We start from the raw sequence: 25,998 nt of genomic DNA, 5'->3' as shown, positions 1-25,998 counted from the left end.
CTTTTTTTGTTAGCCTTGCGCAAAACCGGCCCGTCGGGCGTTTTCATCGGCCGCGAGCGGCCTATGTTCGACGGCAACGAGAAACAAAGGGGAAGGCATGAGATCACACGCGGCACGTCGCGCGGCTTGCCTCGGCGCCGCCGGGCTCATCCTGGCATTTGCGACCAACCTCCCGGCGGCCGAGGAATGGCACACCACCACCTCGCTGATCGGGGAATCGAAATATGGCGACGACTTCGCCCATTACGACCATGTCAATCCCGACGCACCGAAGGGCGGCACTCTCAACTCGGTAACGCCGGGCACCTTCGACAGCTTCAACCCCTTCATCGTGCGCGGAACGGCGGCGGCAGGGCTGAACTTCTTCGGCGGGCTGTTGTGGGACACGCTGATGCAGCAGTCGGTGGACGAGCCGGGTGTCAGCCACCCGCTGATCGCGGAGGCCTACAAATATCCGGAAGACTATTCGTCGGCGACCTACAGGCTCGACCCGCGCGCCAGATGGCATGACGGCGAGCCGATCACGGCGGAAGACGTGGTGTGGAGCTTCGGCGTGCTGAAGGAGCACAGCCCCAACTTCAACCGCTATTTCTCCAGCGTGGAAAAGGCCGAAGCGGTCTCTGAGCGCGAAATCCTGTTCACCTTCGACCAGACCGGCAACCGCGAGCTGCCGCACATCCTCGGCGACATGCCGGTGCTGCCGAAGCACTGGTGGCAGGGCACCGACGCCAAGGGCAAGGCGCGCGACGTGACCCAGCCGACGCTGGAGCCGCCGCTCGGCTCGGGCGCCTACAAGATCGAGAGCTTCCGCCCCGGCGCGGAGATCATCTGGGAGCGGGTCGAGGATTACTGGGCCGCCGAGCACCCGGTGAATGTCGGGCGCAACAATTTCGACCGGCGGCGCTACGTCTACATCCAGGACCAGAACGCCGAATGGCAGGCCTTCACCAAGGGCGGGCTCGAAGACCTGCGGCCGGAAAGCAGTTCGCGGCGCTGGTCGGTGGAATACAACTTTCCCGCCTTCGAGGCCGGCGACGTGATCAAGCGCGAGTTTCCGACCGAGCGCGGCGAGCCGATGCAGGGCTTCGTGCTCAATCTCAGGCGGCCGCAGTTCCAGGACCGCAAGGTGCGGCAGGCGCTGACCATCGCCCTCGATTTCGAAAGCATGAACCGCAACCTGTTCTACGGAAAGAACACCCGCACCGACAGCTATTTCGAGGGCGGCGAACTGGCCTCGTCCGGCCTGCCGCAAGGCCGAGAACTGGAGATTCTGGAAGAGTTCCGCGACCAGCTGCCGCCGGAAGTGTTCACGGAAGAATTCAAGCTGCCGGTCTACGATTCGCCGCAGGCCGAGCGCCAGCACCTGCGCCAGGCCGTGAAGCTGTTCGCGGAGGCCGGCTGGGTCATCAAGGGCGGCAAGCTGGTCAGCGAGAAGACCGGAGAGCAGTTCAGCATCGAGTTCCTGGGCCGCAGCCCGACCGACGAGATCATCACCGGCAGCTATGTGGCGACGCTGCGCAAGCTCGGCATCGACGCCTCGCTGCGCATCGTCGATCCGACGCAATACATCAACCGCGTGCGCGGCTACGAGTTCGATTCGGTGACCGGGCAGTTCGCGCAGTCGCTGTCGCCGGGCAACGAGCAGCGTGAATTCTGGGGTTCGGTGGCGGCTGACCAGCCGGGCTCGCGGAACCTCGCCGGGATCGAGAACCCGGTGGTCGACGCGCTGGTCGAGAAGGTGATCTACGCCAGGGACCGCGAGGAACTGATCGCGGCCACGCACGCGCTCGACCGTGTGCTGTTGTGGAACTTCTATGTCGTGCCGCAATGGCATCGCCCGGTGCTGTGGCTTGCCTACTGGAACAAGTTCGGCATTCCGGACGAGCAGCCGGGTTATCTCGGCGCCGACATCGATTCCTGGTGGATCGACCCGGAAAAGGAAGCGGTGCTGGCCAAGAAATATTCGAGCCAGAACTGACATGGCAGCGCCCCTCGAACGCCGGGAATTCCTGACGCTCGCCGGCGCCGGGCTGGTGGCACCGCTGCTGCCCGGGCCGGCCCTGGCGGAGAACCCGACCGGCCAGGCGCTGCACGGACTTTCCGCTTTCGGCGAGCTCAAATACGCGGCGGGCTTTTCGCATTTCGACTATGCGACCCCGGACGCCCCGACCGGCGGCACCTTCAATTTCGCGCCGCCGAACTGGGGCTTCAACCAGAACGTCCTCACCTTCAACACGCTGAACAGCTTCGTGGCGCGCGGCGACGCGCCGCCGCGCATGGAGCTCTGCTTCGATGCGCTGATGACGCGGGCGCTCGACGAGCCGGACGCGATCTACGGACTTGTCGCGGAAGGCGTGACGATATCGGAGGATCGCAACAGCTTCATCTTCGCGCTGCGGCCCGAGGCGCGCTTCCACGACGACACGAAGCTGACGGCGCACGACGTCGCGTTCACCTACAATCTATTCAAGGACAAGGGCCATCCGAGCCTGCAACTGCCGCTCACCCACATGACGGAAGCGGTGGCGCTGGACGACCACACCTTCCGGCTCGGCTTTTCCGGCGAACAGTCGGACCGCACGATCCTGTCGACTTCCGTCTTCCCCATTCTCTCCAAGGCCTTCTACGAGGCCAACCCGTTCGACAGCTCCGAACTGAGGCCGCCACTGGGCTCGGGCGCCTACAAGGTGGGACGCTTCGAGCCCGGCCGCTGGATCGAGTATGAGCGGGTGGAGGATTATTGGGGCCGCGACCTGCCGGTCAATCGCGGGCTCGGCCATTTCGGCCGCATCCGTATCGAGTTCTACATGCAGCGGCAGGCCGCCTTCGAGGCCTTCAAGAAGGGAGAAGTGCGCTATAGGCAGGAATTCACATCGCGGGTGTGGGCGACCGGCTACGATTTCCCGGCGCTCAACGAAGGCAAGGTGATCAAGCGCGAGTTTTCGTCCGAACTGAGGCCGTCCATGCAGGCCTGGGCGCTCAACCAGCGGCGCGAGCGTTTCCGCGACCCGCGGGTGCGCGAGGCGGTCGGCCTGTGTTTCGACTTCGAATGGACCAGACGCAACCTTTTCTATGGCTCCTACGAGCGATCCGACTCCACCTTCGAGCGGTCCGACTACAAGGCAGACGGCCTGCCATCGGCTGAGGAACTGGCGCTGCTGGAGCCGCTGCGCGGACAGATCCCGGACGAGGCTTTCGGCGAGGCGGTGACGGCGCCGGTTTCCGACGGCAGCGGCCGCGACCGCAAGCTGCTCGGCCGCGCCGCCAAGCTGCTTGCCGAGGCGGGATGGAAACGCGAGGGCGGACTGGTGCGCAATGCGAGCGGGCAGAGCCTGCCGCTCGAGATGCTGGTGCGGGATCAGTCCTTCGTCCGCGTGAACTCGCCATTCGTGGACAACATGCGCGCCATCGGCATCGACGCGTCGGTGCGGCTGGTCGACGCGACGCAATACCAGGCGCGGCAGATCGATTTCGATTTCGACATGATTGCGCTGGCCGCCTCCTTCAGCGCGACGCCGACCGGCGACGAACTGATGCATTATTTCCATTCGCGCTCGGCCGGCCTCAGCGGCTCGCGCAACCTGCCGGGAACGGCGGACCCGGCCGTCGACGCTCTGATCGGCATCGCGGAACGGGCCGCCGACCGGCAATCCTTCACCGTGGCGATGCGGGCGCTCGACCGGGTCTTGCGCGCGCGGCGCGACTGGATTCCAAATTGGCATGCGGCGAATCACCGGGCCGCCTATTGGGACATGTTCGGCTTCAAGGAGCCGAAGCCCGATTACGGCTTTCCGGTCGAGACATTGTGGTGGGTCGACCCTGACAAGGCGAAGGCGATTGAATAGACGAAACTGTGCGCGATCGATGCCGCCAGTGGGGATCCGCGGCTAATGGGCGCCTATATCCTCAGACGCCTGCTCCTGATGATCCCGACGCTGTTCGGCATCATGGCGGTCTCCTTCACCGTGATCCAGTTCGCACCGGGCGGCCCGGTCGAACAGGTGATCGCGCGCATCACCGGCCAGGGCGACGCGACCGACCGCATTTCGGGCGGCGGCGCAGATTCAGGCAATCAGGACTTCGATGCCGGCGGCGAGTTCTCGTCGAAATATCGCGGCGCGCAGGGGCTGGACCCGGAGTTCATCAAGCAACTGGAAGTGCAGTTCGGCTTCGACAAGCCACCGCTGGAGCGCTTCTTCAAGATGCTGTGGGACTATGCGCGCTTCGATTTCGGCGAGAGCTTCTTCCGCGACATCTCGGTGCTCGACCTGATCCTGGAAAAGATGCCGGTCTCGGTGTCGCTCGGGCTGTGGATCACGCTGATCTCCTACCTGATCTCGATCCCGCTCGGCATCCGCAAGGCGGTCAAGGACGGGTCCACCTTCGACATCTGGACCAGCGGCATCGTCATCATCGGCTACGCCATTCCGGGCTTCCTGTTCGCCATCCTGCTGATGGTGCTTTTTGCCGGAGGATCGTTCTACGACTGGTTCCCGCTGCGCGGGCTCGTTTCCGACAACTGGCATGAACTCTCGTGGCCGGAACGCATTCTCGACTATTTCTGGCACCTGACATTGCCGCTGACGGCGATGGTGCTGTCGGCGTTCGCGACCAACACGCTCCTGACCAAGAACTCGTTCCTGGACGAGATCCGAAAGCAATATGTGATCACGGCGCGCGCCAAGGGGCTGACGGAGCGCCAGGTGCTTTACGGCCACGTCTTCCGCAACGCGATGCTGATCATCATCGCCGGCTTTCCGGCCGCCTTCATCTCGGCCTTCTTCACCGGCTCGCTGCTGATCGAGAACATCTTCTCGCTCGACGGGCTCGGCCTGCTCGGCTTCCGCTCGGTGCTTGACCGCGACTACCCGGTGGTGTTCGCCAACCTCTACATCTTCTCGCTGATCGGACTGTTCGTCAGCCTCATTTCCGACCTCGTCTACACCTGGATCGATCCGCGCATCGACTTCGAGCGGAGGGACGTGTGATGCAACGCGCCGTCACCTCGCCCGAGGCTCGCGCCATTCCGCCCGGCCGGCGGGGTGGCTGGCTGTCGCCGCTCAACCAGCGCCGCTGGCAGAACTTCAAGGCCAACCGGCGCGGCTACTGGTCGCTGTGGATCTTCCTGGTGCTGTTCGTGCTGTCGCTGCTTGCCGAGTTCATCGCCAACGACAAGCCGATCATCGCCTCCTACAAGGGCGAAATCCTGCTGCCGGTGCTGATCGACTATCCGGAGGAAAAATTCGGCGGCTTCCTGGCCGTCACCGACTACCGCGACCCGGTGATCTTCGAGGAGATCGAGGCCAATGGCTGGCTGATCTGGCCGCCGATCCGCTATTCCTACCGCACGGTCAACAACGAGATTCCGGAAGCCGCGCCGGCCAAGCCGTCCTGGCTCTACGACCGCGAGACGCGCTGCGCGCGCTATCCCGACGGGGCTGAGGACCAGAGCTGCACGCTCGGCAACTGGAACTGGCTGGGCACCGACGACCAGACCCGAGACGTTTTGGCGCGCGTCATCTACGGGTTCCGCATATCGGTGCTGTTCGGGCTGGCGCTGACCTTCTGCTCGGCGATCATCGGCGTGTCGGCGGGCGCCGTGCAGGGCTATTTCGGCGGCTGGACCGACCTCCTGTTCCAGCGCTTCATCGAGATCTGGGCGTCGATCCCGGTGCTCTACCTGATCCTGATCATCGCCGCCGTGCTGCCGCCGGGCTTCTTCATCCTGCTCGGCATCATGCTGCTCTTTTCATGGGTGGGCTTCGTGGGCGTGGTGCGGGCGGAGTTCCTGCGCGCGCGCAACTTCGAATATGTCAACGCGGCGCGGGCGCTCGGCGTGCCCAACCGCACCATCATGTTCCGCCACCTCCTGCCCAATGCGATGGTGGCGACGCTGACCTTCCTGCCCTTCATCCTCAACGGTTCGATCACCACGCTGACCTCGCTCGACTTCCTCGGCTTCGGCCTGCCGCCCGGTTCGGCATCGCTGGGCGAATTGCTGCGCCAGGGCCAGCAGAACCTCACCGCGCCGTGGCTCGGCATGTCGGGCTTCGTGGTGATCTCGCTGATGCTGTCGCTGCTGATCTTCATCGGGGAAGCGACGCGCGACGCCTTCGATCCGAGAAAGACATTCAAGTGAGGTCTGGACCGTGGCATAAAATGTCGTTTCTCTACCTCTGAGGCCGCAATGGGAATGAACATAAAAAGCGAGCGAGCGCATCGGATGGCGAAGCGGCTTGCGCGGCAGACCGGGACGACCGTCACGGCGGCCGTGGAAGTGGCACTCGAGGAGAAGCTGGCTCGCCTTGAGCGTTCCATGGACGTCGAAGCAAAGTTCCAGCGGATCAAGCGGTTCGTCGATGCCTTGCCGGCGCCTCCGCCCGGGCTGACCAGCGATCACTCCGATCTCTACGACGATCGCGGTCTGCCGATATGATCGTCGACGCTTCAGCCGTCCTTGCGGTCCTCGTGCGGGAACCGGAAGCGACCGACTTCATGCGTGCCTTTGCCGCTGAAAGCGAACATTCCATATCGCCCGTGAACTACCTGGAAGCATGCATGAGACTGATGAAGCGCGACGAGGATGTCGCTTCCGTCGACGAGCTCATGGCGCTCTCGAACATCAGGCTCGCTGATGTCACCGCCGACCAGACCTATCTCGCGCGCCAGGCCTACGCGCGTTTCGGCAAGGGCAACCACGAAGCGAGGCTCAATCTCGGCGACTGCTTCGCCTATGCACTCGCCAAGGCGCGCGGCGAGCCGCTGCTGTTCAAGGGCGACGACTTCCGCAAGACCGACGTCGAGGCCGCACTTTGACGGAGAAAGCGCCCCTGATCTCGGTGCGCGACCTCTCGGTCGCCTTCGCGCAGGACGAGCGCGAGAACCTTGCCGTGGACCATGTCTCGTTCGACATCGGGCCGGGCGAGACCGTGGCGCTGGTCGGCGAATCCGGCTCCGGCAAGTCGGTGACGGCGCTGTCGGTCCTGAAGCTCCTGCCCTACCCCGCCGCCAGCCACCCCTCCGGCCAGATCATGTTCGAGGGCGCCGACCTGCTGTCGACCGGCGAGAAGCAACTGCGCAAGATCCGCGGCAGCAGCATCACCATGATCTTCCAGGAGCCGATGACCTCGCTCAACCCGCTGCACACGATCGAGCAGCAGATCGGCGAGGTTCTGTCGCTGCATCAGGGCATGCGCGACAAAGCCGGCCGGACCCGCACGCTGGAACTGCTGAACGAGGTCGGGATCAGGGAGCCGGAAAAGCGCCTCGGCGCCTATCCGCACCAGCTTTCCGGCGGCCAGCGCCAACGCGTGATGATCGCCATGGCGCTGGCCAACGAGCCGAAGCTGTTGATCGCCGACGAGCCGACGACGGCGCTCGACGTCACCGTGCAGGCGCAGATCCTCGAACTGCTCGACCGGCTGAAGAGGAAGAACGGCATGTCGATGCTGTTCATCACCCACGACCTCGGCATCGTGCGCCGCATCGCCGACCGGGTCTGCGTAATGACCAAGGGCAAGATCGTCGAGGAAGGCCCGACCAGGGCGATCTTCGAGGCGCCCAAGCACGACTACACCAGGCATCTGCTGGCGGCGGAACCCAAGGGCAACCCGCCGGCGATCGACACCACCTCGGACGCGGTGATGCGCGGGCAGGACGTGAAGGTCTGGTTCCCGATCAAGCAGGGGTTCCTGCGCCGCACGGTCGACCATGTGAAGGCGGTCGACGGGATCGACATCACCGTGCGCGCCGGCGAGACCGTCGGCGTGGTCGGCGAGTCCGGCTCGGGCAAGACGACGCTGGGTCTGGCGCTCAGCCGGCTGATCTCGTCGGAAGGCAAGATCAGCTTCAGCGGGCGCGACATCGACGCGCTGTCGTTCAAGGACATGCGCCCGCTGCGGCGCGAGATGCAGATCGTGTTCCAGGATCCCTACGGGTCGCTCAGCCCGCGCATGTCGGTCGCCGAAATCATCGAGGAAGGGCTGGCGATCCACGAGAAGGGGCTGTCGGCGGAGGAGCGCGACGAACGCGTCGTCGACGTGCTGCGCGAGGTCGGGCTCGATCCGGAAACGCGCTTCCGCTACCCGCACGAATTTTCCGGCGGCCAGCGCCAGCGTATCGCGATCGCCCGGGCCATGGTGCTGAAGCCGAAATTCGTCATGCTGGACGAGCCAACCTCGGCGCTGGACATGAGCGTGCAGGCGCAGGTGGTCGACCTGCTGCGCGACCTGCAGAAACGCTACGACCTCGCCTATCTGTTCATCAGCCACGACCTGAAGGTGATCCGGGCGCTCGCCAACGAGGTGATCGTGATGCGCAACGGCAAGATCGTCGAGGCCGGGCCGGCCGAGGCGATTTTCGAGCGGCCGCGGACCGACTATACCAAGGCCCTGATCGCCGCCGCATTCGACATCGCCACCGCACCGAGCGGCGTGGTCAGCGAATAGCCGGACCCCACGCAAACGGACACATCCGCCTCATGCCTGATACCGACAAGGGCCGCATCCTGCTTTCGGTGACCGGGTTCGACCCGCGCCGCTGGTACGAGCTTTTCGCCGTGCGCCGGCCGGTGGTGCTGGAGCCGGAGGGTGCCGCCGACCCGACGATCCACTACGCGGTGGTGTGGAAACAGCGCCCCAACGTGCTGGCGACGCTGCCCAACCTGAAGGCGATCTTCTCGATCGGCGCCGGCGTCGACCATCTCTTCGCCGATCCGGGCCTGCCCGACGTGCCGATCGTCAGGGTGGTTGCCGACAACCTCACCCAGTACATGACCGAATATGTCGTCTGGAGGGTGCTCGACCATCACCGCCAGGGCGCGCTCTACCGCTCGCAGCAGAAGCGCAAGGTCTGGCACGAGGCGCCGCAGCCGGCGGCAGACGCGGTGAGCGTCGGCATCATGGGGCTCGGCGAACTGGGCAGGGCCGCGGCAACGGCGCTGCTGGCGCTCGGCTTCCATGTCAACGGCTGGAGCCGTTCGGGCACCCGCATGGATGGCGTGACGACGTTCAGGGGGCAGGACGGGCTCGACGGCTTCCTGGCCGCGACCGACATTCTGGTCGTGATTTTGCCGCTGACGCCGGCGACGCGCGGCATCATCGACCACCGGCTGCTTACGAAGCTCAGGCGCGACAACCCGCTCGGCGGTGCGGTGCTGATTAATGCCGGGCGCGGCGGCCTGCAGAAGGATGCCGACATCCTGCGCGCGCTCGACGACGGCACGCTGAAAGAAGCGAGCCTCGACGTGTTCGAGACCGAACCGCTGCCGGAGCCGAGCCCGCTTTGGGGTCATGAACGGGTATTCGTCACGCCGCACGCGGCGGCGACGTCCGATGCGGCGCATCTGGCCGGGCCGATGCTCGACCAGATGGACGCCTGCGACCGCGGCGAGCCGCTCAGGCATCTCGTCGATCGCGAGGCGGGCTACTGATCGCGCGCTACGGACGGCGAACGCAAGTCGGCCGGCCGTAGAGATAGCCGATGCGCTCGACCGCGGCGGAAAGGCTTTCGCGGGTGACGGCCATGGCATGGCCGCTGGCGTGGACGATGGAGTCGGGGCCGTCGACGATGGCGACGTGGCCCTTCCAGAAAACGAGGTCGCCGCGCCGGACATTCGCCATCTCCGGGCCCGGATCGATGCGTTCGCCGATGGTGTCGGCCTGCATGTCGGTGTCGCGCAGAACGATACGGCCGGTCATGCGCAAGGCAAGCTGGACAAGGCCGGAACAGTCGAAACCGAAGGCCGAGGTGCCGCCCCACAGATAAGGTGTGGTCGCGAAACGCTCGGCTACGGCAACGTAGTCATCCTCGAAAACATCTAGGGGCGCGAGGTGAGAGGCGACGATCGCGCCCCCGTCGGACAGGAGCGCGAAACGTGTGCCACGGGTTTCCGCCTCGCCGATGACCGCGACCCGCGATCCCATCGACAGCGCCACGCGGCGCGGGCGCTTCATGTCGGGCTCGCCATAGACGAAGGTGCGCGGGACGACGACATGGTGCGTCGGGTCTGCGGCCGGCGTGGCAAGCGCGGGCTGATCGATGTAACCGACATAACCGTCGTCAGCCGCCTGGACCCAGGCGAAACCGTCGCCTCGGTCGAAGACGGAGACGTCGAGACCGAAAAGCAGCTGCGATTCGACGCCCGACGAAGGATCTGGGCGGGCGAGCATGTCGGCGACGGGCGCGCCAATGCGCATCGGCGTGCCGGCGACGAAGCGGGCGGCCTCGACCCGGCCCTCAAGACGGGCGTCGGCGAGGTCCGGCCGATAGGCGTGCAGGCGGCGATCGAGCGCACTCACAGCGGCAACTCCCGTCCGGCTTCAATGATCACGTCGCCCAACCGCTCGACATAGAGAGCGCCTTCCACCGTGCGTTTGACCAGCACGTTGCGCTTGTCGGCCTCGTCGCGATGGCGGCTGACCAGCTTCAGCGCCCCCATCGAATCGAGCGCGCGGGTGATGACCGGCTTGGTGACGGCAAGCTTGGCGGCCAGACCGCGCACGGTGTGCGGCGGCGGGTCGAGATAGATGGTCAGGAGGATCGCGGTCTGGCGCACGCTGAGATCGGGCTGCTCGTCCCGCACCTCGGCGAGCGCAACCTGCTGCCAGAGCCGCAATGCCTGGCTCGGACGCATGACGACAGACACTTTCGCCTTGCCTCGCAAGGTTTGTTACGGTTCCGTATCATTCAACCGCGAAACCGGCTGAATGGCAAGTGCTCAGCCGGTGTAACGCTCGGACAAAAGCCGTTCCAGGGCGCGGATGCCCTGCGCCTCGCCGCCCGCCGGGCCGTGCGGACGGTCGGAGGGGTTCCAGGCAAAGATGTCGAAATGGGCCCAGGCGGCGGCGCGTTCGACAAAACGCTTCAGAAATAGCGCCGCAGTAATCGACCCCGCAAAGCCGTCGGTGGTGACGTTGCAGAGATCGGCAACCCTGGAGGACAAGTTGGCATCGTAAGGCGCCCAGAGCGGCATGCGCCAGAGCGGGTCATCGGCAGCGTCAGCGGCGGTCGCGATGCCGGCGGCCAGCGCGTCGTCGTCGGCGTAGAAGGGCGGCAGATCCGGGCCGAGCGCGACGCGCGCCGCGCCGGTCAGCGTCGCCATGTCGATCAGCAGTTCCGGCGCCTCCTCGTCGGCGAGCGCCAGCGCGTCGGCAAGCACAAGGCGCCCCTCTGCGTCGGTGTTGCCGATCTCGACCGTGAGCCCCTTGCGGCTCGGCAGCACGTCGCCGGGACGGAAGGCGTTGCCGGCAATGGCGTTTTCCACAGCCGGGACCAGAACGCGCAGGCGCAGCTTCAGCCCAGCCGCCATGATCATGGACGCAAGGCCCATGACGTTGGCGGCGCCGCCCATGTCCTTCTTCATGTTGCGCATACCGCTGGCCGGCTTGATGTCGAGGCCGCCGGTGTCGAAGCAAACGCCCTTGCCGACCAGCGTGACCTTCGGTGCGGATTTCGGACCCCAGCGCATGTCGAGCAGGCGCGGCGCCTCGGACGACGCGCGGCCGACCGCATGGATCATCGGGAAATCGGCCTTCAGGAGCGCGTCGCCTTTGGTGACCGACACGGCTGCCTTGTGGCGGCGAGCCAGATCGCGAAACGCCTTTTCGAGCGCGTCGGGGCCAAGGTCGTTGGCGGGCGTGTTGACGAGGTCGCGGGCCAGCGCGACGCCCTCAACGACTCGCTCGACGCGGGCCCGGTCGGCGCCAGCGGGGACCACGAAGCGCAGCGCGGCCCCGGGCTTGCCGCCATAATCGGTGAAGCGATAGGCGCCGAGCAGCAGGCCGGTCAGCGCGCTGCCGGGGTCCTGTGGCGGGTTGGCGAAATACCAGTCGCCGGCCGGCAGGTCGCGGGCAAGCCGGCCGGTCGCCAGCGACGAAAACCCGCCCCTGCCCTCCGGAACGCCGAACAGCGCGCCGGCCACGCCGCCCTTGTCGTCGGGATAGAGCAGCACCTTGCCGCCGTCGGCCGAATAGCCGTTCGCGCCGGCCCATTCGAGGACCCGCGGGTCGAGGCTTGCCGCCTCAAGCTCGCCTTTTCGCACCAGATGGACCGGCCGCGCGCTGGCGGTCTTGCGGGAGATCAGTTCGACGGGCATGCGCTTTTTCCTGTTGCCGCGAAGGCCTCGCAGCGGGCGTTTCTTAACCGTCCGTTAGGGTTAACGGAATACTTCTTCGAGCTAGCCGGCCCGGCCTGGAAGCCGGCGCGCGAGACGGAGTCAAGGCATGTTCACCAAACGCGATGCGAACGCAACCGGCAAGCGCTGGCTGGGGACCGCACTGGCGGTGGTGCTGGCCGCAAGCCTCGCCGGATGCGCCAACTCGCGCATGACGACCGGCTCGATCAACCGCGATTCCGGACGCGCCGTCGAACACATGTCGGCACAGGAGCTCGAACGGGCCGCCGTGTCGCTGGGCGACGCCTATGCCAAGGCGCCGACCGACAAGGCGATCGCGACCCGCTATGCAAGCGTCCTGCAGATGATCGGCAAGACCGATCAGTCGCTGGCGGTGATGCGCAAGCTCGCCATCGCCCATCCCAAGGAACGTTCGGTATTGGCCGCCTACGGCAAGTCGCTGGCCGCCGCCGGCGAGTTCGAGACGGCCCTCGATGCCATTCGCCGCGCCCAGACACCGGAATATCCGGACTGGAAGCTGTTTTCGGCGGAAGCCGCCATCCTCGACCAGCTCGGCAATTCCAACGAGGCCCGCACGCTCTACCGCAAGGCGCTCGACCTGAAGCCGGACGAGCCGTCGGTGCTTTCCAATCTCGGCATGTCCTATGTGCTGGAGGGCGACCTCAGGACGGCGGAAACCTATCTTCGCAAGGCCGTGGCGCAGCGCAACGCGGACAGCCGGGTGCGGCAGAACCTTGCCCTCGTCGTCGGCCTGCAAGGCCGCTTCGAGGAGGCGGAAAAGCTGGCGCGGCAAGAGCTTTCGACGACGCAGGCCGAAGCCAACGTCGCCTATCTGAGGTCCATGCTGGCGCAGCAGAATGCCTGGAACCAGCTGAAGGACGAGGAAGGGAAGAAAAAGGCGGCGAACTGAGCGCCGTGTTCCCCTTCCCGCCCCTGTTGAAATCCACGCCGAAAAAGATCTGAACCTTTTCGTCCCTTGCAGCGACCAAGTGACTGCAACGCTTGTTCGCAACCAAGGAAGGGATACGAGATGTTCAGGAACCTGCTTTCGATTTTCACCGCCATCACGCTGGCGATCGGCCTTGCCACGGCCATGGCGGCGCCCGCCGCCGCGCGCGACGGCGCCAACCTCAACCGCGAAACCAATGACGGCGTGCAGAAGCTGGGCCGCGAACTGAAGGTCATCGGCACGCCAGCGCGGACCCGCGCCAAGATCATCTCCTCGGTCGGCCTGGCGGCCGGCACGGCGGTCGGCGAGGTCTCGACCACGGTCGTTACCTGCATCGCCTGGTGCTTCGGCGTCGACACCGGCTACAAGCCGGGCGACATGTCGAAGAAGGCGTGGAAGGGCTTCAAAAAGATGTGGGGCATCAAGGAAAGCCCGCCCAAGGCGCCGAAGCCGGTGCGGGTGCGCCCCAGCTACCGCGAAGGCCCGGTGCTGCGGCGGGCCAATACCGGCATGGGCACACATATGGGCTATATCGCCATCGATCGCTGAGCGACCGCCACACCTTCAGGAAAGAAAGCGCCCCGCGGTGGCCCGCCGGGCGCTTATTCGTGGGGCCGGTGTGCCTACTGGTCGCCGGAGGACTGGCTGGCCTCGCCGAAAACGCCCTGCTGGGAGAACTGCATGATCGCGGGGCCGAGAATGACGGCGAACAGAACCGGCAGGAAGAACAGGATCATCGGGACGGTCAGCTTCGGCGGCAGCGCCGCGGCCTTCTTCTCGGCCGCATTCATGCGCATCTCGCGGCTTTCCTGCGCGAGCACACGCAAGGCATGGGCGATCGGCGTGCCGTAGCGCTCCGCCTGGATCAGCGCCTGGCTGACGCTCTTCACCGATTCCAGCCCGGTGCGGCTCGACAGGTTCTCGTAAGCCTGGCGGCGTTCCTGCAGAAAGGAAAGCTCGGCATTGGTGAGCACCAGCTCCTCGGCCAGTTCGACCGACTGGATGCCGATCTCCTCGGCGACGCGGCGGAAGGCCGCCTCGATCGACATACCCGATTCCACGCAGATCAGCATCAGGTCGAGGGCGTCCGGCCAGGCCGTCTGGATCGACTGCTTGCGCTTGGTGGCGCGGTTGTTGATGTAGATGATCGGCGCGTAGAACCCGCCATAGGCGCAGATGATCACAAAGAAGATCTTGATCAGCAGCGGCTGCTCGGCCAGGCCGCCCAGAACGAAGACGTAGAGCAGGCCGAGAACCAGCCCGACAAAAGGCAGCACCAGCCTGAAGAACAGGAAGCGGGTCAGCGGGTTTTCGCCGCGGAAGCCGGCGACCTTCAGCTTGGCAAGCGTGGCCTGGTCGACCAGCGCGCGCTTGAGGTCGAGGCGCTCGACGACGTCGCGCATGCCGCCGCCCTGCTGCTCGCGCAGGCCCTTGCGCTTGCGATCGGACTCGGCTGCGAGGCGGGCACGCTGCTTGGCGCGCAGTTCGTCGCGCTCGAGCGCAACCGACTTCATGCGAGCCTTGAGTTCGTTGCCGCCCAGCGCCGGCATGGCGGTGAAGACGGTGGCGAACACGGCAATGGCGACCAGCAGCCCGATCAGGAAGGACGGTTCGAGTATCGCTTTGACGATCTGGTCGGTCATCGGGCGGCCCTTGCGTTCGGCTCTTCGGTCATATGTCGAAGTTCATCATCTTCTTCATCACGAAGATGCCGACCGACATCCACAGGAGCGAGATGCCGAGGACCATGTGGCCGGTGCTCGTGACGAAAAGCGGCATGATGTAGTTCGGGCTCGTCAGGTAGACGAGGAAAGCGACGATGAAGGGCAGCGCGCCGATGATGGCGGCGGATGCCTTGGCCTCCATCGACAGCGCGCCGATCTTGGCCTTCATGCGCTTGCGGTCGCGAAGCACGCGCGACAGGTTGCCGAGCGCCTCGGAAAGGTTGCCGCCGGCCTGGCTCTGGATCTGGATGACGATGCCGAAAAAGCCGGCCTCCGGGCACGGCATGGTCTCGGGCATGCGCAAGGTGGCTTCGGGCAGGGACAGGCCAAGCTGCTGGGCCTCGACGATGCGGCGGAACTCGCCGCGTACCGGCTCCTGGGCCTCGTTGGCGATCAGCCTGACGCCGTCATTGATGGGAAGGCCGGATTTCACGGAGCGCACGATGATGTCGAGTGCGTTGGGAAGCTCGTCGAGGAACGCCTTCACCCGGCGGCTGCGGAAATAGGCCAGCACCCAGCGCGGCAAGCCGATGGCGCCGGCGATGAGCGCCCCCGGCACGGCCCAGATCGGGGCGCCGGCGAAGAAGGTGGCGATGGCCAGGAAAAGGCCGGCGATGGCCGAATAGATGTAGAAGGTCTGCACCGACATGCTGAGCCCGGCCTGCTTGATCTGCCCCTTCAGCGGGGGCTTGCGCATGCGGGTGTCCTTGGCCTTCTGGCGCTCGTCGAGCTCCTTCAGCGAATCCTGCACCGACTTCCGGCGCTTGGCCGCCTCGGCAAGCCGGTCGCGCGAGGCCTTGACGACATTGGCGTCGGTCTCGGCCTTCTTGACCTCGTCGAGGCGGCGGCCGGCCTTGCGCTCGTTGGCGATGGTGTTGAACATGAAGGCATAGGCGACCGCGCCGGCGCTGAGGCCGGCGAGCAGGATGATCGCGATCACCGTCGTGTCCAGTCCGAACATCGATTCAGCTCCCCACGCCGATCATCCGACCTGCTTTTCCATCGCCTCGAGCGAGTTCGCCAGCCGCGCCTCCTCGCCGTAGTAGCGGGCGCGGTCCCAGAATGCCGGGCGACCGACGCCGGTCGAGACGTGGTTGCCGAGAATGCGGCCGTTCTGGTCCTCGCCATTGATGTTGTAGAGGACGAGATCCTGGGTCACGATCACGTCGCCCTCCATGCCGATCACCTCGGTGATGTGGGTGATGCGGCGCGAACCGTCGCGCAGGCGCTGCGCCTGGATGATGACGTCGACCGAGCCGACGATGATCTCGCGCACGGTGCGCTGCGGCAGCGTGAAGCCGCCCATGGCGATCATCGATTCGATACGGTTGAGGCATTCGCGCGGCGAGTTGGAGTGGATGGTGCCCATGGAGCCGTCATGGCCGGTGTTCATGGCCTGCAGGAGGTCGAACACCTCCGGGCCGCGCACCTCGCCGACGATGATGCGCTCGGGCCGCATGCGCAGGCAGTTCTTGACGAGGTCGCGCATGGTGATCTCGCCCTCGCCCTCGAGGTTGGGCGGCCGCGTCTCGAGCCGCACCACATGCGGCTGCTGCAGCTGGAGCTCGGCCGAGTCCTCGCAGGTGATGATGCGTTCCTCGCGGTCGATATACTGGGTCAGGCAGTTGAGCAGCGTCGTCTTGCCCGAGCCGGTACCGCCGGAGATGACGACGTTGCAGCGCACCCGGCCGATGATCTTCAGAACCTCGGCGCCTTCCGGCGAAATGGCGCCGAACTTGACCAGCTGATCGAGGGTCAGCTTGTCCTTCTTGAACTTGCGGATGGTGAGCGCGGTGCCGTCGATCGCGAGCGGAGGCGCGATGACGTTGACACGCGAGCCGTCGGGCAGGCGCGCGTCGCAGATCGGGCTCGCCTCGTCGACGCGGCGGCCGACCTGGCTGACGATGCGCTGGCAGATGTTGAGAAGCTGCTGGTTGTCGCGGAAACGCACCGGCGTTTCCTCGACCTTGCCGTCGACCTCGATGTAGACCCGCTTGGCGCCATTGACCATGATGTCGGCGATCTCGTCGCGCGCCAGAAGCGGCTCAAGCGGGCCGTAGCCGAGGACGTCGTTGCAGATGTCTTCGAGCAGTTCCTCCTGCTCGGAGATCGACATGGCGAAATTCTTGATCGCGATGATGTCGTTGACGATATCGCGGATTTCCTCGCGCGCCGTCTCCGGCTCGAGCTTGGCAAGCTGCGACAGGTCGATGGTGTCGATCAGCGCCGAGAAGACCTGGCTCTTGGTGTCGTAATAGCCTTCGCTCTTTTCGCGCTGCGGACGGCTGGCGGCGCTGACCGTGGACGGCGGCTCCGCGCGGCGCGGCTGCGACGCCTGCGGCCTGGGCGCAGGCGCGGCCTGGCTCGGCTTCGGCTCGGCAGGCGCCTTGGGACGTTCGGGCGCCTCGGCTACGGCCGACGACGACGCCGAACGTGGCGGCTCGACACTCCCTGGCCCTTCACTACCTCTTCGTCCAAACATGTCCCAAGCACCCGTTTCGCAGGATCGCGGCTATTTCTTCGCGCGCAGCTTCGCGAGCACGCCGGCCAGCCCCGACTTCGCTTTCGGCTTGATCTCGCTGCGCCCGGTGAGGACATGGGCGATGTCGGAGATCGACTTCACGATCGCGTGCTGGGCATCCATCTCGCCAAGCATGCGGCCGTTGTTGGAGGCGTTGCCGAACAGCTGCGCGTCGAACGGGATGATCGCCATCGGCGTCAGCTCGAGCGGTTCGGCGAAATCGTCGGCGGAGATCTCGGGCCGCTTCGGCACGCCGGCCTGATTGATGATCAGGTGCGGCGGCTTGTCGTTGGGCCGGAGCTTCTTGAGCGTGTCGACGATGTTCTTGGTGTTGCGCAGGTTGGCGAGCTCGGGCGTCGCCGTGATCACCACCTCGTCGGCCTGGGTCAGCGTGCTGCGCGTCCAGGCGTTCCACACATGCGGCACGTCGAGCACGAGCAGCGGAGCCGACCGCTGGGCAATGTCGATGATCTGCGAGAAGGCTTCGGCGTCGAAATCGTAGACGCGGTCGAGCGTCGAGGGTGCGGCCAGCAGCGACAGATGTTCGGAACACTGCGCCAGAAGGCGGTCGAGATAGACCTCGTCGATGCGCTCGGGCGAGAACACCGCCTCGGCGATGCCCTGGGCGGGGTCCTGGTCGAAATTGATGTTGGCGGTGCCGAAAGGCAGGTCGAGATCGGCCACAACGACGTCGGAGCTGAAGGCCGACGACATCATCCATCCGACATTGTGGGCGATCGTCGAGGAGCCGACGCCGCCCTTGGCGCCGACGAAGGCGATCGACTTGCCCAGCGGCTCGGCCTCGGGGTCGACGAAGATCTGCGAGATGATCGCCACGATGTCGGCCAGCGACACCGGCGCGACCACATATTCGGAAACGCCGGCGCGGATCAGTTCGCGGTAAAGCCAGACGTCGTTGTAGTGGCCGATGATGATGACCTTGGTGGACGGGTCGCAGACATCGGCAAGGCGCTGCAGGGACTCCAGCATCTCCTTGGGCTCGGCGCGCGATTCCAGCACGATCAGGTTCGGCGTCGGCGCCGAGGTATAATAGTCGAGCGCGGCGTCGAGCCCGCCCATGTGCACCTTGAGGTGGGTCTTGGCCATGCGACGGTCGTCGGCCGCGCGCTCGATCGGCTTGGCGACGCTCTCGGTCTCGCAGAACGCCTGGATCGAGATGCGCGGAATGGGGCGCAGGGCGTTCAGTTGCGAGATTTCGCCGTCGGTGATGTCGGCTTCCGGCTCGCCTTCGCTTTCATACGCAAGGTTGTTCATCATTCTCGCCTCTCAAGGGCCGCCTCAGAACTGGACGACCGGGTCCCACTCGGTCTGACGCGCCTGGTAGTCGTCGATCGCAACACCACGGTTGGCGGCGTCGATCTCGGTCTGCTCGCGCGGGCCGAGCAGGTCGGACGGGTTGGCAAGCTGCGCGGCCAGGTTGTTCTGGTAGGCACAGCCGAAATTCGCGTAGTGCTTGTTTTCGCGCGTGCGCAGCATGTCCTCGGGCCAGCGCCCGCACTGGCCGACATGGGCCTTCATGCGACCGTAGATGAGCCTGATCGGCGCCGGCTGCTCGGGCGCGCCTGCATCGTAGGGCACCGTGATGACGCGGCCCGACGGCACGCCCTTGCGGTACATGTGCTGGGCGATCTCGTAGGCGGCGGAGCTGGCGGCGGCCGAATTGGCCGCGTTGGCCGGCACCATGATGCTGATGACGGCGCCGCCGTCGTGGTCGTAGTTGGAGACGTAGCCGTCGACGGCGACACGCTGCACGCGCGTCATGCCATGTTCGGAGACACCGACCGGCAGGTCGAGAACCTCGTCCTGTTCGGACACGATGATCGGGTGGTTGGTGCGGTAGTCATCCGGCACCGAGCCTACCGTGATCGAGTCGCGCTTCCAGGCGCATCCGCCGAGCAGGGCGGCCGCGGCCACCATGACGGCGATGTTGCCGGTGATGCGGGTGCTCCGTCTTGCGCCGGCGGAGTAGTAGAGGGTGGCTCTGCGCATGAGACGATCCTTCGCGATCACTTGTAGATGTAGCCGACCACGCCGTGGTAGCGGCCCTTGGGCAGATCGGTCTTCATCGTGCCGTAGACACGGTTCACGCGGCCGAGGAACATGCCGGCGCCGTCGCTGGCGGCGTTGAAGTTGTCGTCGGGCCGGGCCAGCTGCTGGCGGGCGACCGGGCGGGAGAGATAGGGCGTCACGATGATGACGAGTTCGGATTCGTTTCGGATGAAGTCGCGGCTGCGGAACAGCGTGCCGAGCACCGGCAGCTTGGACAGCCCCGGCATACCCGAGGACACCTGGCGGATGTCGTCGCGCACCAGCCCGGCGATCATCATCGAGCCGCCGGACGGCAGTTCGACCGTGGTGTCGGCGAGGCGCTTGCGGATCGACAGAAGGTTGGTGGCGTTGTTGCGGCCGCCGGAGCCCAGGGCCACCGAGCCTTCCGTGGTCGGCTCGGAGACCGAGGTGCGCACCTTGAGGCTGATGCGGCCCGGCGAGAGCACGACCGGCAGGAATTCGAGCCCGATGCCATATTCGAGCTTCTCGATGTCGTAGGTGATCTGGCCGTTTTCGGCGTCGACTTCCTGGCCGGAGATCAGATTGAACTCGCCGCCGACGCGGAACAGCGCCTTCTCGCCGGAAATGGCCGTGAGCGTCGGCTCGGCGAGCGTCTTCATCACGCCGGCCTGTTCCATCGCGTTGAGGTAGGCCGAAAGCGTGCCCGAGCCGAACGCCGTGCCGAGATTGAACTGCGACCCGGTCAGCTGCTTGCCGAGACCGGAGATGTTTTCGCTGATCGACCCCCAGGTGATGCCGTCGGACGTGCCGGAACCCAGGATGTTGACGCCGAGCTGCTTCATCACCACGCGGCTGACCTCGGCGACCGTGACCTTGAGGGTCACCTGGTCCTCGCCGATGATCTTGATCAGGTTGACGATCTGGCTGACCCGGCGCTCCTGGTCCGGGTTGTTGATGTCGACGCCGCCGCCGTCGGTGGGCGCGGCTGCCGTCTGCGAATACTGGCCGGTGGTTGCCTCACCACCGGTAACGAAGATCTCGGCCAGCCGTGCCGCGCGCGCCGCGTCGAGCGGCGTTTCGACGGTGCCGGTCAGGACCACGTTGTCGTTGAGGAGTTCGACCGTGATGTCCGAGTTGGGAATGAAGCGCTGCAGATATTCCTCAAGGCCGGCGACATCGCGCTCGATGGCCAGATCGAGGCTTGCGATCTGCTCGCCATTGGCGCCGAAGACATAGATGTTGGTCTCACCGACCTGCTTGCCGAAAAGGTAGATGCGGCGCGCGGTGCGGGTCACGGCGTCAGCGACCGTCGGATTGGCGACCAGGATGTCGTAGGCATCCTGCGGCAGGTCGATGACGATCGACTTGTTGAGGCCGAGCTTGATGCGCTGGCTGGCCGACGATGTCGAGCGGACCTTTACGCCTTCGGCGTGGACCGCGACGGAGCCAAGCAGCGCCGGGCTCGCCAGTGAAACGGCCGTGATCGCGATCAGCGACGCAGCGAGCCTGCCCACGGTGCGGCGCACGGGCGACCGTCCGGGCAGCGTGTTGTTGTGCGACGTCATTTGCGCGCTCCCACTTCAGAAACTTCGCCGGATTTGATGAGCCTGACCGTGCCCTTGCGGCCGTTGCCGGAGACCAGGTAGTCGGCCTCGGTTTCCTGCTTTTCCTGCGCGTCCTTGATCGAGCGCAGGGACAGCGTCAGGCGGTCGGCAAGCTGCTGGGCGACGGTGATGATCTCGGCCTGCTGCGGCGTCAGCTCCAGCGTCGCCGTCTCGCCGACCTTGACCTTGTTGCCCTCCTCGTCCTCGCGAATGGTCTGGTCGATCGCGAGCACGCGGATGTTCTTGAGGATGGTCTCCGTCACGAAGCCCTGGGTGCCGCCGCTTTCGGCGCGCCGGGTCATGATGACATCGACATAATCGTTGGGAAGAATGAAGCCGCCGGCCGAGGTGTCGGCCGAAATCTGGGTGGCGATGGCGCGCTTGCCCGACGGCAGGATCGCCGACATGAAGCTCTGGCCGGCGCCGATCAGCTTGGAACGCCGCACCGGCTCGCCGGCATACATCGGCAACCGGGCGATGGCGCCCTTGAGTTCTTCTTCGGCGTTGGCTTCGGCGTCGCGCGTAATGAAGCCTTCGGCCACCGCGTCGCGCGGCCAGTCCTGCCAGCGCAGCTGCTTTTCGATGGGCTGTCCGACCGGAAGGTCTTCGGAAAGAACCAGGACCTCGGTCAGGGGAATGGCCGGCTGGCGCGGCCCGGCATCGGCAACCACGATCGGCGCCGGCGCCGTTGCGAGGTTCTTGGCGATGTAGCCGGCGACGCCGGCTGCGACGACCGCGACCCCGAGAATGATCAAGCGTGAAGTGTTCATCGACCCGCACCTTTACCCGGCGATTTGCATTCACCGGACCCGACAATGGGGGCGCAATCGTCAAATTAGGGTTAATGCAATGCTTACGATCGTACTTAATTTAAGGTTTATGCATTGCCGGCGGGCGGGCCGGCATCCCGCCCCTCAGATCAGCTTCCGGAAAGGCGGCCAAGCGCCCACAGCATCAGCGGCGACTGCATATAGGCGGTGAGGCCGCCCAGTCCCAGCGCGATGCCATAGGGAATGCCCACCTTGCGGTCGGCAAAATGGCGCAGCATCACATTGTTGACCGTGATGTCGGCGAACGGCGAAGAGCGGTAGAGCAGGATCAGCAGGGTCAGCCCCCCGCCAAAGACGGCGGACATGACCAGGTAGACGACCAGGGTCGGCTCCAGCCCCATCCACAGCGCGGTGGCCGCCATCAGCTTGGCGTCGCCGCCGCCCATGCCGCCGATGGCGAAAAGCCCGAAGGTAACCGCCAGCACCGCCGCCATGGCGGCAAAATGCAGCCCGTATTCCGCCCAGCTCATGCCCGTCAGCGGGGCAAGCACCGCGAATGCCGCCACGAGCAGAAGCGAGACGCGGTTGGCGATCGTCATCGACATCATGTCGGAGACCGCCGCAAAGGCCATGCAGAACGGAAAAACGACGAAGATGGCGGCTTCGATCATCATGGCCTCGGCGGTTCAAACGCGAAATCCTAGTGCGGACCCGCTTAAGCAATGGTGAAAAGCGGCCGGCGGGTTAACAAAAAGAAAAGGGACCGCCCGGTGGGGCGGTCCCTTTCAGGCCATCGCTGGCCAACGCTGCGAGATTACTCGGACTTGTAGTCCAGGTCCTTGGCGATCTCGGTGAACTGCGTGTCGAGCGCGGTGCCGAGCAGGCCGGCGCCGGTCATGATAGCAACGGCGATGAGAGCGGCGATCAGGCCATATTCGATGGCGGTCGCGCCGGATTCGTCTTTCACGAAACGTGCAAAAAGCTTGGACATTCGAGAGCTCCTACTCCACGTGTTTACAGCACAGCCCGTCAACAATTTTTTCTGCGTTGATCGGATGCACGAACACTACGGGGAAGCTCTTTCGATCGGCTTAAAAAACAGACTTACCGATTTCCTAACCTGTGCCTCGGTCATCTGTGGTTAATGATGGCATAAGCGGCGAAGCAAAATTTTCTTCTCCTGCCCACGCGTGTAAGACAGCACGCGCGCGAGGGTATACTCGATTTCCGGCAACAGCCTTAAACACTTTGCCGCGCTGGATCCGGCGGCCACCGCCGCTCCCCTGCGGTTTTCGCCGAGTCCGCCCACGCCCCGTGGCCGCTTAACCGAAGATTCACCAATCCGCTTCATCTTTCGGAAAGTACGCAGGTGGAGAGACCTCATGGCGCGCAACGCGACATTCCGTGGCCGATACGGCCTGACAAGCGTCCTGGCGGCGGGATTGCTGGCGCTCGGCGTCGGCCAGGCCATTGCCGAGGGCGGCATCTCGATCCTGATGAACGAAGCCAAGATCGTGAAGCTGGCGCGACCGGCCGACACGATCGTGGTCGGCAATCCGCAGATCGCCGACGCCTCGGTACAGGACGCCACGACGATCGTGCTCACCGGGCGCGGTTTCGGCGTGACCAACCTGGTCGTCCTCGACGTGGACGGCGCGCCGATCGTGGACGAGCAGATCTTCGTGTCTCGGCAGGACGCAAGCTCGGTGCGGGTCTATCGCCGCGCCGACGTGCAGACGCTTTCATGCACGCCTTATTGCGAGAGCTCCTACAAGAGCGACGCGGAGCGGCTTTCCGAAAGCGAGATGAGCGCCAGCCAGTAGCGCCATCCGGCTCAGGGCGGGCGGCAGCGTTAACGCGCGGCAAACGCCGCCGCGCCAATTTTCATCGTCGTCAAAACGGGAATTCAACCGCCCTCGTTTATGTTCGCCGCGAGACTGCAATGGGGTTGGCAGGAATCGGGCCATGAAAGAGAGCAGCAACGCCTCTCGCAAGGGGGAAGACCGCAGGAAGCGCCGCGGCCTGTTCGGCCGTTTCGCGCGCAACCGCGACGGCGCGGTGGCCATCGAGTTCGTGGCGCTGGCGATCCCGTTCTCGCTCCTGGTGTTCGCCATCCTTGAAAGCTGCATCTCGTTCGCGGCGCAGCAGGTGCTGACGACGGCGACCGATCGCGTCGCGCGCCAGCTTCGCACCGGCCAGATCAAGGCCGCGACCGTCACCGAATCGTCGCTGAAGGCAGCGATCTGCGACCAGCTCGAAATCATCGTGGCCGCCGGCTGCCCGGGGCTGGAGGTCGACCTGCGCGAATATGCGACCTTCGAGGATGCAGCCAAGGAGCGCGTCAAGCTGACCGCGGACAAGGACATCGATACCAGCGACTTCGACGTCGATCCCGGCCCCTCGCTCAGCAAGAACATGCTGCGCGTCTTCTACCGCTGGCCGGTGATGACGGACTTCATGCGCAAATCGGTTTCGAACCTGAAGGACGGCAAGACGCTGCATTTCGCCACGGCGACCTGGCAGAACGAACCGTTCGACGACTAGCCGGCAACGACCCGAAACAAGCGACAGGGAAAGGGACTGGATATGTTGGGGCAACAGGCCGGAACCCGCTGGCACAAGGCCGCGACGGAGCTTCTCGCCGCGCTGTGGCGCGACCGCCGGGCGGCGGCCGCGATCGAGTTCGCGTTCATCGCGCCGGTGCTGCTCGGGCTCTACTTCATGACAATGGAGACCTCGCAGGCGATAGAAGCCAACAAGAAGACAGGACGCATCGCCAGCATGGTCGCCGACCTGGTAACCCAGCAGCAGCAGATCACCAAGGCCGAGATCGACGCGATCATGAAGATCGGCGGCTCGGTGATCCAGCCCTATAACCGCACCAAGCCGACGATCTACCTGACGGCGATCGAGATCACCGACGAGGATACGCCGAAGGTGAAGGTGGCATGGTCGCGCAAGCTGGTGAACGGCACCGCGTCGAACCATCTCACGATCGGTTCGACGACGACGGTGCCCGAGAAGCTGAAGATCAAGGGCACGTTCCTGATCCGCGGCGAGGCCGATCTGGACTACAAGCCGGTGATCACCTGGAGCGCGCAACAGAAGACCTCGCTCGGCCTGGCCGCTGCCTTCGACAGCATCTCGATGGGCGAGGATTATTACCTGCGGCCGCGCATGAGCCAGAAGGTCACCTGCATCGACTGCTGACGCCAGTGCTGTTCATCGTTTTTACAGTCGAACGGCTCATTCGCCCTCGGGCGAGGGCTGCGCCGGGGCGGGGAGCCAGCCGCCCAGCGCCTCGACGGCGGCCTCGTAGTCGTCGTGGCCGGCCCTGAGGAAGCCGCCCTGGCGCTCTTCCTCCAGGAGGTCGTAGACGTCCGGATCGGCGAGCTTGAGCCCGGTCAGGAACCTCTTCAGGATATCCTTGGCCTCCGGCGGCAGATCGGCGCGCACCGCATGCGGGCCGAAACGCACCGACTGCGAGGTCCAGACGATTTCCATGTCTCCGGGCGCCACGCCCATTGCCGCCAGACGCGCAAGCGTGCCGGCGTCAGGCCCGCCGACACGCTCCGGCGCCCAGCCGTAAAGCCCGTCGATCTCGCCTTCCGCGAACATGCGCTCGGCCACCGACATCGAACCGACGCGAACGATCTCGTCGTCGGGCCTAGCACCGGCCGGCCTGGCCTGGGGGCCGGCGAGGCCCGGCAGGAGGTCGGCGACCACGCTTTGCGGAACGGCGGCGATGCGCCGGCCTTCGCCGCCTGCATCCGCCTTCGCCACGATCAGCACGGCGCGGAGGCCGGACGTGCCGTCTTCGGAGATCGGCGCGGCCAGCGGCTCGACGCAGCCGCAGCGACGCCAGGCGGCCGCATAGGCCGTTGCCGAAAAAATCGCATACTGGATGCGGCCGCTCGCCTGGGCGTCGATAAGCGCGGCGAAATCGCGGGCGACGAAGATATCGACGGGAATGCCGAGGGCATTGGCATAGGCGCGCTCGATCGCCGACGCGCCCGGCACGACGGCGCCGGATCCGGGCCTCGCCAGCATGCCGATCCGCAGCGTGCCGACCTCGTCCTTCCACCCGGCATGGGCTACGGGAGAGCCGAGCAAAAGCAATGCGGCCGCGCATGCCGCCGCGACCTGCCTCCGCATCTGCGATCCCACCCGGTTCATGTCCGTCCGCCCTGGTCCGATTCGCGAATCTGACAGCGCGACCTTGCCGTTTGGTTTCCGGTTTGCCAATTGGCCACCGCCCAACTAAGT

The 25,998-nt window shown here is 65.5% G+C and carries 26 protein-coding genes; 13 read left to right on the top strand and 13 right to left on the bottom strand.

Annotated elements, in window-relative coordinates; translation table 11 throughout:
- The first annotated feature begins 97 nt into the window (after positions 1-97).
- From FQ775_RS22765 to FQ775_RS22730, 8 genes are read left to right on the top strand one after another with little or no spacing between them, the layout of a single operon-like run.
- Entirely contained in the window at positions 98-1,978 is a 1,881-nt protein-coding gene (locus tag FQ775_RS22765; protein ID WP_146299873.1) for an extracellular solute-binding protein, read from the top strand.
- A 1-nt stretch (position 1,979) separates the two neighbouring features.
- Positions 1,980-3,845, top strand: a complete 1,866-nt coding sequence (locus FQ775_RS22760; RefSeq protein WP_146299874.1) for an extracellular solute-binding protein — start codon at positions 1,980-1,982, stop codon at positions 3,843-3,845.
- A 45-nt stretch (positions 3,846-3,890) separates the two neighbouring features.
- Positions 3,891-4,988: a microcin C ABC transporter permease YejB gene (locus tag FQ775_RS22755; RefSeq protein ID WP_146299875.1), complete on the top strand. Its 1,098-nt coding sequence runs from the start codon at positions 3,891-3,893 to the stop codon at positions 4,986-4,988.
- A complete protein-coding gene (locus FQ775_RS22750) occupies positions 4,988-6,139 on the top strand; it encodes an ABC transporter permease (RefSeq protein WP_146299876.1) in 1,152 nt (383 codons plus the stop codon). Before FQ775_RS22755 ends, FQ775_RS22750 begins: the two co-directional genes overlap by 1 nt.
- 48 nt (positions 6,140-6,187) lie before the next feature.
- Positions 6,188-6,436, top strand: a complete 249-nt coding sequence (locus FQ775_RS22745; RefSeq protein WP_146299877.1) for a type II toxin-antitoxin system VapB family antitoxin — start codon at positions 6,188-6,190, stop codon at positions 6,434-6,436.
- A complete protein-coding gene (locus FQ775_RS22740) occupies positions 6,433-6,816 on the top strand; it encodes a type II toxin-antitoxin system VapC family toxin (protein WP_146299878.1) in 384 nt (127 codons plus the stop codon). Before FQ775_RS22745 ends, FQ775_RS22740 begins: the two co-directional genes overlap by 4 nt.
- Positions 6,813-8,447, top strand: a complete 1,635-nt coding sequence (locus FQ775_RS22735; RefSeq protein ID WP_146299879.1) for an ABC transporter ATP-binding protein — start codon at positions 6,813-6,815, stop codon at positions 8,445-8,447. The genes FQ775_RS22740 and FQ775_RS22735 overlap by 4 nt, the downstream gene beginning before the upstream one ends.
- 32 nt (positions 8,448-8,479) lie before the next feature.
- Positions 8,480-9,430 (top strand): 2-hydroxyacid dehydrogenase, encoded by a 951-nt coding sequence (locus FQ775_RS22730; RefSeq protein ID WP_146299880.1) that lies wholly within the window; start codon positions 8,480-8,482, stop codon positions 9,428-9,430.
- A gap of 7 nt (positions 9,431-9,437) precedes the next feature.
- Here FQ775_RS22730 and FQ775_RS22725 read toward each other — a convergent pair whose 3' ends face one another.
- From FQ775_RS22725 to FQ775_RS22715, 3 genes are all read right to left on the bottom strand, one after another.
- Positions 9,438-10,298, bottom strand: a complete 861-nt coding sequence (locus FQ775_RS22725) for a C40 family peptidase (RefSeq protein WP_146299881.1) — start codon at positions 10,296-10,298, stop codon at positions 9,438-9,440.
- Positions 10,295-10,645 (bottom strand): MarR family winged helix-turn-helix transcriptional regulator, encoded by a 351-nt coding sequence (locus tag FQ775_RS22720; protein WP_146299882.1) that lies wholly within the window; start codon positions 10,643-10,645, stop codon positions 10,295-10,297. Before FQ775_RS22720 ends, FQ775_RS22725 begins: the two co-directional genes overlap by 4 nt.
- Before the next feature lie 72 nt (positions 10,646-10,717).
- On the bottom strand, positions 10,718-12,094 hold the full coding sequence (locus tag FQ775_RS22715; RefSeq protein WP_146299883.1) for a leucyl aminopeptidase family protein: 1,377 nt from the start codon (positions 12,092-12,094) through the stop codon (positions 10,718-10,720).
- A 127-nt stretch (positions 12,095-12,221) separates the two neighbouring features.
- Between FQ775_RS22715 and FQ775_RS22710 the strand changes: the two genes are divergently transcribed.
- Both FQ775_RS22710 and FQ775_RS22705 read left to right on the top strand, forming a co-directional pair.
- On the top strand, positions 12,222-13,043 hold the full coding sequence (locus tag FQ775_RS22710) for a tetratricopeptide repeat protein (RefSeq protein WP_146299884.1): 822 nt from the start codon (positions 12,222-12,224) through the stop codon (positions 13,041-13,043).
- A gap of 120 nt (positions 13,044-13,163) precedes the next feature.
- Positions 13,164-13,631: a hypothetical protein gene (locus FQ775_RS22705; protein ID WP_146299885.1), complete on the top strand. Its 468-nt coding sequence runs from the start codon at positions 13,164-13,166 to the stop codon at positions 13,629-13,631.
- A gap of 74 nt (positions 13,632-13,705) precedes the next feature.
- Here FQ775_RS22705 and FQ775_RS22700 read toward each other — a convergent pair whose 3' ends face one another.
- The 9 genes from FQ775_RS22700 to FQ775_RS22660 all read right to left on the bottom strand — a co-directional run bounded on the left by FQ775_RS22700 (position 13,706) and on the right by FQ775_RS22660 (position 22,723).
- Positions 13,706-14,725 (bottom strand): type II secretion system F family protein, encoded by a 1,020-nt coding sequence (locus tag FQ775_RS22700; RefSeq protein ID WP_146299886.1) that lies wholly within the window; start codon positions 14,723-14,725, stop codon positions 13,706-13,708.
- A gap of 28 nt (positions 14,726-14,753) precedes the next feature.
- Complete coding sequence (locus tag FQ775_RS22695; protein ID WP_146299887.1) at positions 14,754-15,767, bottom strand: type II secretion system F family protein; 1,014 nt, start codon at positions 15,765-15,767, stop codon at positions 14,754-14,756.
- Between the two features lie 21 nt (positions 15,768-15,788).
- Complete coding sequence (locus tag FQ775_RS22690; protein WP_167813124.1) at positions 15,789-17,288, bottom strand: TadA family conjugal transfer-associated ATPase; 1,500 nt, start codon at positions 17,286-17,288, stop codon at positions 15,789-15,791.
- 30 nt (positions 17,289-17,318) lie between these two features.
- Positions 17,319-18,602, bottom strand: coding sequence for a CpaE/TadZ family protein (locus tag FQ775_RS22685; RefSeq protein ID WP_146299888.1), 1,284 nt, complete (start codon positions 18,600-18,602; stop codon positions 17,319-17,321).
- A 24-nt stretch (positions 18,603-18,626) separates the two neighbouring features.
- The gene (locus FQ775_RS22680) at positions 18,627-19,337 is read right to left on the bottom strand and encodes a CpaD family pilus assembly protein (RefSeq protein ID WP_146299889.1); all 711 of its coding nucleotides are present in this window, start codon (positions 19,335-19,337) and stop codon (positions 18,627-18,629) included.
- 17 nt (positions 19,338-19,354) lie between these two features.
- A complete protein-coding gene (locus tag FQ775_RS22675) occupies positions 19,355-20,923 on the bottom strand; it encodes a type II and III secretion system protein family protein (protein WP_146299890.1) in 1,569 nt (522 codons plus the stop codon).
- Positions 20,920-21,732: a Flp pilus assembly protein CpaB gene (gene cpaB / locus FQ775_RS22670; protein ID WP_146299891.1), complete on the bottom strand. Its 813-nt coding sequence runs from the start codon at positions 21,730-21,732 to the stop codon at positions 20,920-20,922. The genes FQ775_RS22675 and cpaB overlap by 4 nt, the downstream gene beginning before the upstream one ends.
- Before the next feature lie 149 nt (positions 21,733-21,881).
- Complete coding sequence (locus FQ775_RS22665) at positions 21,882-22,403, bottom strand: A24 family peptidase (RefSeq protein WP_146299892.1); 522 nt, start codon at positions 22,401-22,403, stop codon at positions 21,882-21,884.
- A 143-nt stretch (positions 22,404-22,546) separates the two neighbouring features.
- Complete coding sequence (locus FQ775_RS22660; protein ID WP_146299893.1) at positions 22,547-22,723, bottom strand: Flp family type IVb pilin; 177 nt, start codon at positions 22,721-22,723, stop codon at positions 22,547-22,549.
- Between the two features lie 391 nt (positions 22,724-23,114).
- Here FQ775_RS22660 and FQ775_RS22655 point away from each other — a divergent pair, with 391 nt between their 5' ends.
- From FQ775_RS22655 to FQ775_RS22645, 3 genes are all read left to right on the top strand, one after another.
- Positions 23,115-23,555 carry a pilus assembly protein N-terminal domain-containing protein gene (locus FQ775_RS22655; RefSeq protein ID WP_146299894.1) on the top strand — a complete coding sequence of 147 codons (441 nt, stop codon included), beginning with the start codon at positions 23,115-23,117 and terminating at the stop codon, positions 23,553-23,555.
- Between the two features lie 142 nt (positions 23,556-23,697).
- Positions 23,698-24,276 carry a TadE/TadG family type IV pilus assembly protein gene (locus FQ775_RS22650; RefSeq protein WP_146299895.1) on the top strand — a complete coding sequence of 193 codons (579 nt, stop codon included), beginning with the start codon at positions 23,698-23,700 and terminating at the stop codon, positions 24,274-24,276.
- A 42-nt stretch (positions 24,277-24,318) separates the two neighbouring features.
- Positions 24,319-24,942 (top strand): TadE/TadG family type IV pilus assembly protein, encoded by a 624-nt coding sequence (locus FQ775_RS22645; RefSeq protein ID WP_246730213.1) that lies wholly within the window; start codon positions 24,319-24,321, stop codon positions 24,940-24,942.
- Between the two features lie 36 nt (positions 24,943-24,978).
- On the opposite strand, the gene FQ775_RS22640 is transcribed toward FQ775_RS22645, so the two are convergent.
- On the bottom strand, positions 24,979-25,908 hold the full coding sequence (locus tag FQ775_RS22640) for a phosphate/phosphite/phosphonate ABC transporter substrate-binding protein (RefSeq protein ID WP_146299896.1): 930 nt from the start codon (positions 25,906-25,908) through the stop codon (positions 24,979-24,981).
- Positions 25,909-25,998: the final 90 nt, after the last annotated feature.

The sequence above is a fragment of the Nitratireductor mangrovi genome (assembly GCF_007922615.2).
Classification (GTDB): Bacteria; Pseudomonadota; Alphaproteobacteria; order Rhizobiales; family Rhizobiaceae; genus Mangrovimarina; species Mangrovimarina mangrovi.
The sequence above is the reverse complement of the archived record's forward strand: the minus strand, read 5'-3'. Positions and strand labels throughout refer to the sequence as shown.